The sequence below is a fragment of the Lewinella sp. genome (assembly GCF_050633125.1).
Taxonomy (GTDB): Bacteria; Bacteroidota; Bacteroidia; order Chitinophagales; family Saprospiraceae; genus Lewinella.
In genome coordinates, this window is record NZ_JBOEFX010000056.1 from 15,197 (window position 1) to 28,999 (window position 13,803).

Below are 13,803 nucleotides of genomic sequence, written 5' to 3' on the forward strand. Positions count from 1 at the left end.
TAGCTGAAATTCAAAAGACAAATGGAATCAAACGCTTAGTCATTTTGGAATAGTCCGCATAGGCTTCTCCAAAATGACTACGTAGCGCCTCCTCTTCTGCTGTAATACGTTGATAATAGGCGATTCCCATCGCCACCATCGCAAACAATAACCCGATCCAGGCCTCTAACATAATGCCAGTTCCGAGATATGATAAGTAGGCCCCGGTATAACTGGGGTGTCGAACCAGTGCATAAGGCCCCGTCTGTACGACTTGATGGCCATCAACAATTTGTACGGTAGCTGTAAAAAAACGCCCAAGGGTACGAATCGCCCATACCCTAAAAACAATACTCAACAACAATATGCCTATACCTAAAGGGAAACTCCAAGTGTATACCGTTTTCATATCATGAAAATAAGCCCACTCTATCAATGGTACATGAAGCGATAGCAAGGACATCACGGTTATCCACCAAAATGAGTTTCGGTCTGTCCCCGCTTGTTCCTTTGCTTCTGTGGGGCGTGGTGCTGGCTGCGTTAGAAACACCAATGCAGAAGCCGTTGTAAGCAAAACAATGCGAATATCTAGCAAAGCTTCTAGACAACCAACTAACGGAAGTACAATTCCTACAATGATGAAAAGTAAAATAGGCTTTATTTTCTTGCTCATAAGGGCATGATTATTTTTTCAAGAAAGCGTGATAAAATACTGATTAAAACAAGTTAGCGGACTAAAATTATGCTGTACGGCGTACAGGTACTTTGCGAACTCGATTATGCTCGTAAACGGTAAAACCATCTGATTTATAGGCTGCGGCCATGTCTTCAAGCTCTACTCGCTTATCAGCCTCAAGCAAGCCATCCTGTAAATACAACGCACTCACTGGAGCATCTTTAGCCCAGGTAGTTTGCGAACATACATTTTTAAAGCCAAAACTATGATACAAACGAGCGTGCAAAGGGTTACATGACACAAAAGCAGTCCAGTCTTCCTCTAGTAATAAATGCATGATGATTGCATTGCTAATAATAAATTTGGCAAGGCGCAGGGATTGGTATTCTTTATTAAGCACTAATCTGCTTCCTTCTGTAGCCACTGGGGAATGCTCCACCAGGTTGTCAAAATTTGCATTATCATCATCTTCAAAATAGCTCATGATAGGCAATACCGCCTTTTCTTTAAGCATTTCCTGTTTATCTAGAATACCCATTTCCTTGAGCATTCTAATCGACGATAATACCGGTTTGTTTTGGATAATCCGTAGACCACCGATAAGCTTTTGTTCATCTGCTTCTTCGACAAACAAACCATAGTGACGAGCACGTAGGTCATAATCATCGACATCGATTTCTTCCTCGTTGGCCCTTAAAAAGCCTGCACAACGAGTGCTGTTGTAAATCGTATACCGAAGGCGAAGCCAATTCAACATTTCTTGTTGATCCTGAATTTCTCTGAAGTAATAAGTCATGTGAGCACACATTTAAGTTGATGAAAGAATAAGTGCTGACATAGCAAAACCCTATCTCTAGACCTCTCGGTCAGAGAATAGAAGTTTAGCGCCAATTTCATTGGCAGCCAGCACAGTCTACAGTGTGCTTACTCACTTGGGTTGATACCCCTCAATACCTAAAAACAAGGCATAGAGGGATTGTAGATTGAGGTGGGTCAAGGGGGACTCTCACAACTCTATCTAGTAAAAAATTTTCAAACGGGGTAAAATGCTTGTTCAGAGTGAGGCAATAAGCCTAATTGGGTAAAAATCTAATCTAGTTGTTCTGTTCTATAGTGCAAAAAACGGCATTTTTTAGCGCTATGGTCTCTATTAAGACTAAAAAAATATACATTTTTCTATATATTTTTTATTTATATAAAAATTAGACCCATACGAGTCTCTATTATAACTACTTTCCGTCCTTGTTATCAACACTAATAATACCTTCTTAGAAAGCCGTCTCTTCCTACTTCTTGCAATATAAATCCAACCTTTTAGCAAGAGTTTGCGGGGCTTAAATAAACAACCCAGCAATAGCACCCGTAAGGAAACAGGCAATGGTACCTCCTATTAAAGCTTTAATACCAAATGAGGTCAAGGTATTTCGTTGTCCGGGAGCTAAAGAACCAATCCCGCCAATCTGAATACCAATGGAGGCAAAATTAGAAAATCCACACAACGCATAAGTTGCGATAATGACAGATTTCTCGTTTTTGAGCAATCCTTCTACTAAAATTCCCTGAAACTGCTCATAAGCTACAAATTCATTAATCACCGTTTTCAGGCCTAGCAATTGCCCAACGACTGTAATATCTTCAAAAGGGACGCCCAAAATCCAGGCGAAAGGAGCAAAAATCATGGCTAGTAAATAGGTAAAGCTAAAGCCTTCAAAGCGCCCTCCTGTAGAAAGTGATATTTGCTCATTCCAGTCGCTAACGCTCGGATTGAACCAAGCCACCGCTCCATTAAGCAAATCTGTTACGCTGAGAAAAATTTCATTCATCATGAAAATCATCGCTGTAAAGACCAACAACATAGCGCCTACATTCACCGCAAGGCGCAATCCATCTGTAGTACCTCGAGAAATAGCATCTAATAAGTTAGAGGCTTCCCCATCCGCCATTTCCAGCTGCTTTTCGAGATCCTCGTCTCGTTCCGTTTCTGGAAAAAGCATCTTAGCTGCAACAATTGCCGCTGGTGCAGAAATAATTGACGCCGTGAGTAAATGCTTGGCAAAAAAGAGTTTTGTTGCTTCGTCTGTTCCACCAAGATAGCCCACGTACGCGACGAAAACACTACCGGCTATTGTCGCCATACCACCTGTCATAAGACAGAGGATTTCCGACTTGGTCATTTTTTCCAAATAGGGCTTTACGACTAAAGGCGCCTCCGTTTGACCAATAAATACGTTTGCTGCTGCTGCAAGACTCTCCGGACCAGACAATCCCATTGTACGGGTTAACAACCAAGCCAGACCATAAACGATTTTTTGCAAGATCCCCAGGTAATAGAGTACCGCCGTTAGTGCACTAAAAAACACGATCGTCGGTAATACCTGAAAAGCAAAAATGTAGCCGAAGGAACTCATATCTGTAACAATGTTACCAAACATGAATTGCGAACCAGCTGCCGTAAAGGCAATTACACTGGTAAAGCCCTTTGAAATCCAGTCAAAGATGCTGCTTACACCTGGCACAATTAAAATAAAAAAGGCCAGCATTAATTGCAGGCCCATTCCTATGGTTACCAAGCGCCAGTTGATAGCTTTACGATCACTACTTAACAAATAGCAAATACCGAGTAAAACAGTTACTCCAAGGCTCGCGCGGAAAAGGTCGTTCAAAAAATCCATACGGTCAATTAGTTCCAGCCAAAAGTAAGTAAACTATTTGTAACATCCCGAATGATTTTTCTTTTCCCTCATTCGTTTTATCCTCTTGGCGGAAAGCCTTACTTTTGGCCGAACCTACCTCTTCAGGATGAAACCATTCATTATTGGGATTACCGGCGGCAGTGGATCCGGCAAAACCACTTTTATTCGCTCACTTCGGGAACATTTCCCCGAAGAACACCTTTGCGTAATTTCTCAAGACGATTATTATCGTCCCAGAGAAGAGCAAAAGAGCGATAAAATGGGCATTACCAATTTCGATCTTCCTCGATCAATTGACAAAAAAGCCTTCATCAAAGATGTAGGACGCCTTATTAAAGGAGAAATCGTAGAACGCCAAGAGTATACCTTCAACAATGAAAAGGCTACTCCTCAGATGCTAACCTTCCACCCTACCCCCATCATTATAGTGGAAGGGCTTTTTGTTTTCCATTTCCGTAAAATGAGACGACACCTTGATCTGAAGGTTTACCTCCACGCCAAGGAAAACCTGAAGGTTATCCGCCGAATAAAAAGAGACCGGGTAGAACGTAACTACCCACTTGAGGATGTACTCTATCGCTACGAAAACCACGTGCTCCCTGCCTTCGAAAAATACATCAAACCCTATATGGACGAAGCAGACCTTATCATTAACAACAACACCCAGCTCCAAATGGGGCTGCGGGTTGTACAAGGTTTCCTAGACCATTATCTATACGAACACAGGAAGAAAATAAAAAAACTAGCTCCTGATAAACCTACAAATGGAGATCAAGAGCTAGTTTAGACACCCGCATTTTCTAGTCTGCTACAATCGCAATCTTCATATCCGGGCTGACTGCTAGCCGAGAGATGTTGGTGATGTTGTAGTACCGTAGATCTGCAATTTCAATCCAGTCTTCATCACGAAAACGGTTGAATTTATAAATTTTACTGCCTCTTCCCATGATGTAGGAACCATCAGGCAACACCGCGAAATCTTCTACACCGCCTAGACTAGCAATAATAGGCTGTGGCGTGATATTCCCACGTCGATACAAGGACAACTCCATGATTTGCCAGGCGCCAGCTTCATTGCGTTGCACAAAAGATAAGTTTCCATTAGGAAGCTTTTTGATACAACGCCCAACATCTGTTGCCAATGGAATAAGGTCATCGGTATCAACATTGGCCAATGCCAGATAACTGGGATTATCCACAACGAATACGGCTACTTCTTTACTATTGATCCAGCAGTAATATCCAATTCCTTGGAGGTATTTGAATACCGGCTTGCCATTAGTCAATCGATCCATCGGGAATTGCCACAAGCGGATAACCGTATCGCGCCCTATGTATTCCTGACGAATAGCCGAGAAATTATAAAAATCAGGCATCCGCGTAGGAGAAAACTCTCCTTCTGCTGTTTCCGTAACGCGCAACTTTGTCCGGTCTTTCAAGTTCAACAAATACAGCTCAGGTTGCTGCATTGAAGGCAACTGTGCAGAAATATACAGCTCGTCATTCGTGAAGAAAGACGGTTGGTTATTGTAGCCATCAGCATTGAAGGCCGTCAGGTACTGTGGTTGATTAAACTCAAAAATACTGTCAGAAACCTGCTTCATATTGAAGAGGTAAACATTAGATTGAGGCAATTGAGCCATTACCGAAATGCTACAAAAAAATAATGCGAAGAAAAAGATGTACTTCGTCATAGGTGAATTTCTTTTCCTCAAATGTAGCATATCCACTGGTATTTGAAAAGAGGATGGTGCATTAATGACAATTTTCTATCTTGAGAATGGATGAAAACCACTCGTCTTCTTCTAGATCAAGCCAAGATCGTACACGGGCTTACTTAAAAAGTGTTGTTGATATTAACTGCAAAGAAGCATTTATTTTAATGGTATGGTGGTTGATCATCCTTGCCTTTAGTCTATATTTGCCTGTAACATCAAGTCAGAACATTATGTCAGCAGTTATGGGGAAGCCCGTTGGGGTTATTGGCGGAGGGAGTTTTGGAACAGCAATTGCTAACCTCCTTGCCTACAATACGGATGTGATCCTGTATGCACGAAAAGAAGAAGTCGTTAATCAAATCAATGGGCGAGAAGAACGACATGGCATTGTATTACCTGAAAGAGTTACCGCCACAACTGACCCAGCAGAAATAGCGGCCCGCTGTCATCTGTTATTTCCAGTCGTACCCTCTAGTGGTTTTCGGTCGATGATGCAAGACATGGCCCCTTATCTAAGGCCTTACCATATCCTGATACACGCCACCAAAGGCTTTGATGTGCACGGCATGGCAGAATCAGAGATCGAAGAAAAAGGAATAACCCGTAGCTACGTAAGTACGATTTCTGAAGTAATCAGAGAAGAAAGTGTTGTTGTCAGATTAGGCTGCTTGTCGGGGCCCAACCTCGCTAAAGAAATATTGGAAGGGCAACCAACCGCCACCCTCATTGCCAGTAAGTTCGACGAAGTCATTTCCGCAGGAAAATCAGTATTAAGCAGTCCTGTTTTTCATGTTTTTGGTTCTTATGACCTTTTAGGTGCCGAACTGGCTGGCGCTTTGAAAAACACAATTGCACTGGGATCAGGAATACTAAAAGGATACGGCTTGGGAAAAAACATCCAAGCTATGCTTTTGACCAGAGGCCTGATGGAGATGGTCTATTTTGGCAAAGCAATGGGCTCCGAAGCTGAAGCTTTTTTCGGTACTGCTGGCATCGGTGATTTGATCGCTACCGCTACGAGTAAGAAGAGCCGGAATTACACTTTCGGTTTTCGCATTGGCAGCGGTGAATCCCTAGAACAGGTTTCCAATACAATGCCGGAATTAGCCGAAGGTGTAAGGACTTTACGCATCACTCGCCACCTGGCCAAGCATTACAAACTGAGGGTCCCCATAACAGAAATGCTTTATCGGATTGTCTTCGAAGATTTCCCGATCCAAAAAGCAATGGATTATCTAATGAGTTTCCCTTACGATGTAGACGTTGATGTCTTATAGCGACGTACGCTTAATATTCTTTATCTTGCGGTCCTATATTTTCTGTATTATACCTATTGAAAAACTATAACATGCGTTTTAATCTATCCTCTTTTGTGCCGCACTTGGCTGCCCTGGGTATTTTCATTGTGGTTTCCATTTTTTACTTCACCCCACAATTCTCCGGAAAAGTCATCGAACAGGGTGACGTTATGGGCTACCGAGGTATGTCTCAGGAGCTACGTGCCTACAAAGACGCCACCGGCGAAGAAGCCCTCTGGACCAACGCTATGTTTGGGGGAATGCCTGCTTATCAAATCAATACGGTAAGCAGTGGCAACTATGTAAAAAATTTAGAACGGGTAGTACGCATGTATATTAAGCCACCTGCTGGTCAGTTTATCGCAGCAATGGTTTGCTTTTATATATTGATGGTTTTACTTGGCGTAAACTCCTGGCTAAGTATTATCGGGGCTATTGCCTTCGGTTTTGCAACCAATAACCTGGTGCTTTTCGAAGCAGGGCACGAAACGAAGCTGCGTACCATCTCTTACTTGCCACTGGTAGCTAGTGGTATGCTATTGGCGTTTCGTAAGCGGTACCTCCTTGGTGGCATCCTATTTGGCATTGGTTTAGGTATGGATTTGGCCGCCAACCACGTCCAAATGACCTACTATTTCTTTCTCACCGTCTTAATCTGGGGAGCAGCGGAGTTGATTAGTAACATAAAAAACAAAACGCTTCCTCATTTTGGGAAAGCTGCTATTGCACTTATTATTGGTGGTTTGCTAGCCCTTGGCTCAGCGGCATCTAACCTTTGGGTCACTTATGAATATGCCCAAGATACCATGCGAGGTGAGCCCATTCTAGAGCAAGAAGCAAGTACAACACCAACCTCTAGTAGCGAAGTCAATGGTCTTGATTGGGACTATGCTATGCAGTGGAGCAACAATACATTAGATGTTTTTTCTGGCTTCATTCCCGGCGTTGTTGGCGGTGGATCGGCACAGCCTACCACTAGTGATTCTCCTTACGGCCAGGCACTACGGCGACTAGGGGCAGGTCAAGGGAAAAATTTCGACGCTCCGCTATACTGGGGGGGCTTACCCTTTACCAGTGGACCTATTTACTTTGGAGCCATTATGGTGCTGTTCTTCCTGGTAGGCCTATTCCTGGTGGAAGGGCCCATAAAATGGTGGCTAGCACTGGGTACGCTTTTTACAATTTTACTTTCCTTGGGGAATAATCTTGAAGGTTTTAATCATTTCATTTTCGATACTTTCCCGCTTTACAATAAATTCCGAACGCCAAATTCAGTCCTCAGTGTAACCTCACTTCTGATTCCTATTCTGGCGATTTTAGGCCTCAATGAAATTTTTAGCGGCAAAGCTGATAAAGCAAAAGCTATTCGTGCCTTAGCCATTGGCGGTGGTATTAGTGCTGCAATTGCGCTGTTTTTTGCAGTTGTAGCGCCTGGCATGTTTGATTTTGTCAACCCTCGCGATGCACAACAATTTGGCCAGGCAGATCCTCAGGTGATTCAAGCGCTGGTAACAGGCTTAGCGGACACAAGGGCCGACCTCATGCGTTCTGATGCCCTTCGGAGTTTGATACTCGTAGCTTTAGCCGCTGGAATGGTTTATTTCTACATCCAGGATAAACTAAAATTAACGCCTGTGCTCATTGGTCTGGGCGTGTTGACTGTTTTTGATCTCTTCGGTGTAGGAATGCGTTATCTTAATCAGGATGATTTCAAAAGACCGACTTCGATTAGTCAGTACTTTGCGCCACGGGCAGTAGACCAGCAAATACTACAAGATAAGGACCCTCATTACCGAGTATTTGACGCTACGGTTAATACCTTCAACTCAGCCCAATCGTCTTACCACCACAAGATGATAGGTGGCTACCACGCTGCTAAACTTCAGCGTTTCCAGGATTTGATTGATCGCCATATCACACGAGGAAACCAAGGGGTACTCGATATGTTAAATACAAAATACTTCATCATTCCTGGCCCCGAAGGACAACCTACTGTTCAGCAAAATCCTGGTGCGCTGGGGAACGCCTGGCTGGTAGACTCCATTGTTGTTGTTCCTAATGCCAATGTAGAAATAGATGGGCTGGAATACCTTCCGCTAGAGCGGGCAGCTGTCGTACATCAAGAATTCGACAGCTATGTAAACACGCTCAAGCCAACAGGGCAAGGTGCCGTACGCTTGACGGAATACCGCCCGGATCGGCTTACCTATGAAAGTAATGCTGCGCAAGAGGAATTGGCTGTCTTTTCAGAAATTTGGTACGGCCCCGATAAAGGCTGGCAGGCTTATATTGACGGAAATCCAGTAGAACATATCAGGGTTGATTATGCTTTACGTGGTCTAAAAATCCCCGAAGGTGTTCACGAAATCGTCTTCGAATTTGCTCCTCGAAAATACTTCTTGGGTAAAACCATCTCGACGATTTCTTCTCTTGCTTTGATTTTGGCCTTAATCGCGTTCATCGTCTGGACAATTAAAAATCAACCGCCAGCTGTGGCTCCGGAACCAGCAACCAAGCCTAAATCAAAGAAAAAATAGTTCCTCTTGAACCGGAAATGAACTGGACTTTAGCCAAATGGTTAAAGTCCAGTTCACGTTTTCTACTTACCAATCCCCTATTTCGTACTTCTTTGCAGATTCGAATACCTGATCCGGTACACTCTCAAATACGCCAATATCCGTTAATTGTCCGCGACCACGATTGCCGGAAAGGAGAATATTTCCGTAGGTACTATAATCTGCCCAAGGAGTGGCAAAACGCGGCTCATCATCATTAAACTGGGTATAAAACAACCATTCTGTTATCAATTTGTTGTCATTATCTATTTTGACCCAATATTTATTCTCTGGAGTATCCCCTACCCCTTCAAACGTAAGCTGTAAGGTATGCTCAATCGTATCACCACGGGTTTCCTCCCCCAGGTACTTCAGGGTCACACCCGAATCTTTTAGCTTGTAAGGCATTACTAACCAATAAGAGTCATTGATCCAGATGCTTTTAGCTCTGGCCGTATATTTAGTAATACTATCCGCTTCTGTCAAGTAAGTTCCGTTCTGCCATATCTTCCCCTCGCCGGTATTTATGTCAACCAAGTAAACCTCATCTGTGTCAGCAAAGTCGATACGTACATTTCCCGTCCATTTATCCCAAAGCAGGGTACGCCGTCCAAAAAAGGTCCATCGAATAAAGCGTGTATTATCCCAAGCGAGCCGCCCACCCATACTTTCCATGACTTCATCAGCCAATTCAATGGCTCGCTGGTCAGAAGCATCATTGTTGAAGCCTTCGGCTGGTGGGTTATCCGATTGCGCAAAAGAAAGGCTGATTAGGCTAAAAAAAACAAAAATGGTTGTTAAAAAAGCTTTCATAGTCGTGATTGATGTAAATATGAATTATCCCGAGGTAATAACCTCTCCAACAGCTTTTGTATAGCTTTGTTTTAAATAAAAATCCCCTGATCCTCTATAAAAGAGCACCAGGGGAATCCATTTAGTATTGCGCAGAAAATAAACTGCGATTTAGCTTCGCTGCTTCTTCGAGGTTTCTAAGTTTTTCAAATAGTTAAAACACTTTAAATGAAGCGCTTATTCAACTATTGTGAAAAACAAACCACGAAGTAGCCGTAAAGCGACCACGTAGTAGCGGCGCAGCCAAATCGCTTTTCATTTTCGTGCTGTTCCTTAGAGTTCAATAAGCTCTAATAGGTCATTTACTTAGTAGGATTCTTTCCTCCGGAAAGGAAGTCCTGATAAGTTTTAAGTTCATCCCATTTACCAGCAGCGGCAAGGCTTGCTTGCTTGGCCCAAGTAGAAGGATCAGCTAAACGGTAACGGTCACCAGCAGCATCTAATACACCTTGGAGTGTCTCAACACTTGCAGCGGCCATATCAGACCAGTTTTTAATGCCTGCCTCCTTTAGTAGACCTTCGATTTTAGGGCCTATGCCTTCGACGATCTTCAAATCCTCCGGATTAGTAGAGTATCCCAATTTCTTAACAATCAGCTTCTCTACTTTCGATGGTGATGCAAAGTCGCCTTTGTTTTCTACACCGGCATCGAGAAACTTCTGGTATTCAATCAGTTCGTCCCACTTTCCTTCGTGAGCTAATTTAGCTTGTTGTGGCCAAGTCTTAGGGTTAGCTAGACGGTAACGCGAACCAGCCCCCTCAAGAATCTCTTGCAAACGTTCAACAGAAGTCCCTGCCAAAGCCCCCCAATCAGCAATACCGCCCTCTTTCATCAAGCCTTCAATCTTCGGGCCAACGCCTTCGACAATCTGGAGATTATCAGTACCCAGGACACCTGCATAATTAATGCCATCATCATCGGCATCACGACTAGCAGCAACACCTGCGGCAAAGCCTAATGCAGTACCATCGCCATCCCCGTGTACCGCAGCCTGAGCAGCCATTGCCGCTTTATCAGATTCGCACTTTGTAAGTTGACCACGTAGATGCGTGTTGTGCTTATTAGCCTCATCCAACTGGTATTTCAGGCTGGCCATATCCTTCTCTGCATTCGTCAATTGAGCATGAAGGCCATCACGTTCAACAGAAAGGCTATCGATCTTATCTTGCTTGTCTTTGCAGAAAAGATAGTGATGCAAAAGGGCACCGAGTAAAAATGCGCCGAGCGTCCATAAGACCCACCATAAGCAAAGCCAGGAGCAGCAGCCTGTATCAAGTAATAATATATTAGACATGATTATTTCTTTTTTAAATAGTAAAATTAGTTACCTGAACGGGTAAGTTTGATTTCCGCTCTACGGTTATTCCGATGAGCTGCTTCCGTAGTCCCACTGTCACGCAATTGGGTATCACCTTTAAAGGCGATGCTTATTTGTCCAGCATTGACACCACGATCTGTGAGCATATCACGTACACGTTCCGCACGATCACGACTGAAGCCCATGTTGGGTTCTGGGAGTCCCGTTCTAGAGGCGTGTCCTGTGATCATCACTTTGTCATCAGGGTGAGCATTGAGGTGGGCAGCTAAATCATCCAGGTACTTAAGTACACCAGCGTCTTCGATTGGCTTTGCAGATGCATTGGGAAATAAAATGATCTTTTCATCTTCAGAAATACTGATGACCTCTTCCTCTTCGACATTACTGTCAGCTTGCCAGCGAGTATTTGCCGCTAAGAAGTAACCGCCGTCTTCTAAAGAAGAATCATTTTCAATAAGTCGAGCCACGGGCCGCATACGGTCCTTAGGAATAAATTCTGACAATAACTCAATGGTTTTGGCAGCACGGGCAAGCCCCATGTTTTCGTAGCCATCAGGAGCTGTTTCAGAAGCGTAGTAAATGCCTTCTACTTCTAGCATTTTTTCATCTTCCATTCCTGCCAGGATAGCATCCTTCCAAGCAGTAAATTGGTCGGTGGTTTCAACTTCTGCAAAACCAAGTCTAGAATCTACAGGATACCTCGTAATGGAGGTTTCTGCGGGTGGTGGAGTTACTTCCTCGGTAGTCATTTCCGTAGTACAGGCTGTACAGCAACTGTCTTTAACGCAAGTGCGAAAAGTAATGACGGAAAACGCTAACCAAGCCAGCAACATGATTAACCACTTCATAAGTGTGGACATAAGTGTGGTAGTTAGTAATTAAAAAAGTATAATTCCAACTAACCAACAGCTAGAAGAAAATAAAGGGAACTTCATCTTGTTCTCCTGCGAGGTCAGTTGATCATTCGTTTTGTTCAATCTTGGGACTATAAGTCGGGAAAAAGTCACGGCCAAGCAAAAACAGGCTGGAACTCTTGGCGAAGAATTCCAGTGTTTTTCAATATTCGATGGGATAATACCAAGCTATTGCTTGCACAGGTAAATTTAATCGGAGAAATCAACAAAAACGAAATATTTGTCTTTTTTTTGACACAAAACAAGCTTATTGTCTTGATTTTTTCCCAAAAACCAAGATTTACCACTCACGAAGCGCTACTGCAAATTAGTCCGTAATAATTACCTCAGGAAGTCCACATTTCTCCCTTCGTATCCCGGAAGAAATACGTATATTTGCGCCCCTAAATAAGAACGGAAGATATGTTCAATAGCTTAAGTGATCGTCTGGATTCGGTTTTCAAGACCCTCAGTGGTGATGCCAAACTAACGGAAATCAATATTGCCCAATCGGTGAAAGAAATTCGCCGAGCACTGGTTGCCGCTGACGTTAACTATAAGATTGCCAAATCGTTTACCGATAACATTAAGGAAAAAGCACTTGGGCAAGAAAACATTCTCAAGAATGTAAAGCCTGGTGAGTTAATGGTAAAACTGGTCCAGGATGGCCTAACGGAACTCATGGGCGGCGAAGCTGCTGAATTCAATACCAAAGGTAAACCGGCGGTCATTCTGATCGCAGGACTACAAGGGTCGGGTAAAACAACCTTTACTGGTAAGCTGGCTCTCTTCCTCAAAGAAAAGCATAAAAAGAAAGTATTAGTAACAGCCTGTGACGTTTACCGTCCAGCTGCTATTGATCAGCTCACCGTGATTTCTGAACAAGTAGGTGCAGAGATTTACAAGGAGCCCGACAATAAAAACCCAGTACAGATTGCTTTAAGCGCTATTGCTCATGCACAGCAGCAAAAGCATGACGTCGTCATTGTGGATACTGCCGGACGCTTGTCTGTTGATGAAGAGATGATGAACGAGATCGCTGCTGTCAAAGGTGCTATCTCTCCTAATGAAACGCTCTTTGTTGTTGACTCGATGACCGGGCAAGATGCCGTCAATACAGCGAAAGCCTTTAATGATCGTATCGATTATGACGGTGTTGTCTTGACCAAACTTGATGGTGATACCCGTGGTGGTGCTGCTCTTTCGGTAAAATACACCGTAGGGAAGCCTATCAAATTTGTCTCTACCGGCGAAACAATGGACACCCTTGATGTTTTTCATCCCGAACGGATGGCACAGCGTATCCTGGGCATGGGTGACATCGTTTCCTTTGTAGAAAAAGCACAATCGCAATTCGACGAAGAAGAAGCTAAGCGACTAGAGAAGAAAATCAAAAAGAACAAATTTGATTTTAATGACTTCCTCAGTCAAATCGCACAGCTTCGCCGCATGGGTGATCTCAAAAGCCTCCTCGGTATGATTCCGGGTATCGGCAAGATGACCCGCGATCTGAATATTGACGATAGTGCCTTCAATAAAGTAGAGGCTATCATTTTTTCCATGACCCCCTACGAAAGAGAAAACCCTGAAACCTTAGACCTAAGTCGCAAGCGTCGTATTGCTGCTGGTTGTGGCCAGAACATGGACGAGATCAACCGCTTTATCAAGCAGTTTGACCAGATGCGTAAGCTTATGCACAAAATGAGTAAAAATCCAGGTATGATGGGAGGAATGCCCGGAGCTGGCGGTGGCAAAAAGGGTGGATTCCGGAGAGGGAGAAGGTAAAATGAGGTTGCTACAGGTATAAAAGTGTAAAAGTT

The 13,803-nt window shown here is 43.6% G+C and carries 11 protein-coding genes; 4 read left to right on the forward strand and 7 right to left on the reverse strand.

Features of this window, described 5'->3' with window-relative positions:
- Positions 1–10 precede the first annotated feature (10 nt).
- From ACRBG0_RS13295 to ACRBG0_RS13305, 3 genes are all read right to left on the reverse strand, one after another.
- A complete protein-coding gene (locus ACRBG0_RS13295) occupies positions 11–652 on the reverse strand; it encodes a methyltransferase family protein (RefSeq protein WP_431487360.1) in 642 nt (213 codons plus the stop codon).
- A gap of 67 nt (positions 653–719) precedes the next feature.
- Complete coding sequence (locus ACRBG0_RS13300; RefSeq protein ID WP_431487361.1) at positions 720–1,451, reverse strand: hypothetical protein; 732 nt, start codon at positions 1,449–1,451, stop codon at positions 720–722.
- 538 nt (positions 1,452–1,989) lie between these two features.
- Positions 1,990–3,327 (reverse strand): NupC/NupG family nucleoside CNT transporter, encoded by a 1,338-nt coding sequence (locus ACRBG0_RS13305; protein ID WP_431487362.1) that lies wholly within the window; start codon positions 3,325–3,327, stop codon positions 1,990–1,992.
- A 127-nt stretch (positions 3,328–3,454) separates the two neighbouring features.
- On the opposite strand from ACRBG0_RS13305, the gene ACRBG0_RS13310 reads away from it, so the two are divergent.
- The gene (locus ACRBG0_RS13310) at positions 3,455–4,135 is read left to right on the forward strand and encodes a uridine kinase family protein (RefSeq protein ID WP_431487363.1); all 681 of its coding nucleotides are present in this window, start codon (positions 3,455–3,457) and stop codon (positions 4,133–4,135) included.
- A 13-nt stretch (positions 4,136–4,148) separates the two neighbouring features.
- Here ACRBG0_RS13310 and ACRBG0_RS13315 read toward each other — a convergent pair whose 3' ends face one another.
- A complete protein-coding gene (locus tag ACRBG0_RS13315; RefSeq protein ID WP_431487364.1) occupies positions 4,149–5,042 on the reverse strand; it encodes a hypothetical protein in 894 nt (297 codons plus the stop codon).
- A 254-nt stretch (positions 5,043–5,296) separates the two neighbouring features.
- On the opposite strand from ACRBG0_RS13315, the gene ACRBG0_RS13320 reads away from it, so the two are divergent.
- Both ACRBG0_RS13320 and ACRBG0_RS13325 read left to right on the forward strand, forming a co-directional pair.
- Complete coding sequence (locus ACRBG0_RS13320) at positions 5,297–6,343, forward strand: NAD(P)H-dependent glycerol-3-phosphate dehydrogenase (RefSeq protein ID WP_431487365.1); 1,047 nt, start codon at positions 5,297–5,299, stop codon at positions 6,341–6,343.
- A gap of 71 nt (positions 6,344–6,414) precedes the next feature.
- Positions 6,415–8,901 carry a YfhO family protein gene (locus ACRBG0_RS13325; RefSeq protein ID WP_431487366.1) on the forward strand — a complete coding sequence of 829 codons (2,487 nt, stop codon included), beginning with the start codon at positions 6,415–6,417 and terminating at the stop codon, positions 8,899–8,901.
- Between the two features lie 66 nt (positions 8,902–8,967).
- On the opposite strand, the gene ACRBG0_RS13330 is transcribed toward ACRBG0_RS13325, so the two are convergent.
- The 3 genes from ACRBG0_RS13330 to ACRBG0_RS13340 form a co-directional block, all read right to left on the reverse strand.
- The gene (locus tag ACRBG0_RS13330; RefSeq protein WP_431487367.1) at positions 8,968–9,732 is read right to left on the reverse strand and encodes a hypothetical protein; all 765 of its coding nucleotides are present in this window, start codon (positions 9,730–9,732) and stop codon (positions 8,968–8,970) included.
- 341 nt (positions 9,733–10,073) lie between these two features.
- Positions 10,074–11,066, reverse strand: a complete 993-nt coding sequence (locus ACRBG0_RS13335) for a helix-hairpin-helix domain-containing protein (RefSeq protein WP_431487368.1) — start codon at positions 11,064–11,066, stop codon at positions 10,074–10,076.
- Between the two features lie 26 nt (positions 11,067–11,092).
- Positions 11,093–11,950 carry an OmpA family protein gene (locus tag ACRBG0_RS13340; protein ID WP_431487369.1) on the reverse strand — a complete coding sequence of 286 codons (858 nt, stop codon included), beginning with the start codon at positions 11,948–11,950 and terminating at the stop codon, positions 11,093–11,095.
- Positions 11,951–12,406: 456 nt separating this feature from the next.
- Here ACRBG0_RS13340 and ffh point away from each other — a divergent pair, with 456 nt between their 5' ends.
- The gene (gene ffh, locus ACRBG0_RS13345; protein WP_431487370.1) at positions 12,407–13,768 is read left to right on the forward strand and encodes a signal recognition particle protein; all 1,362 of its coding nucleotides are present in this window, start codon (positions 12,407–12,409) and stop codon (positions 13,766–13,768) included.
- The last annotated feature ends 35 nt before the right edge of the window (positions 13,769–13,803 follow it).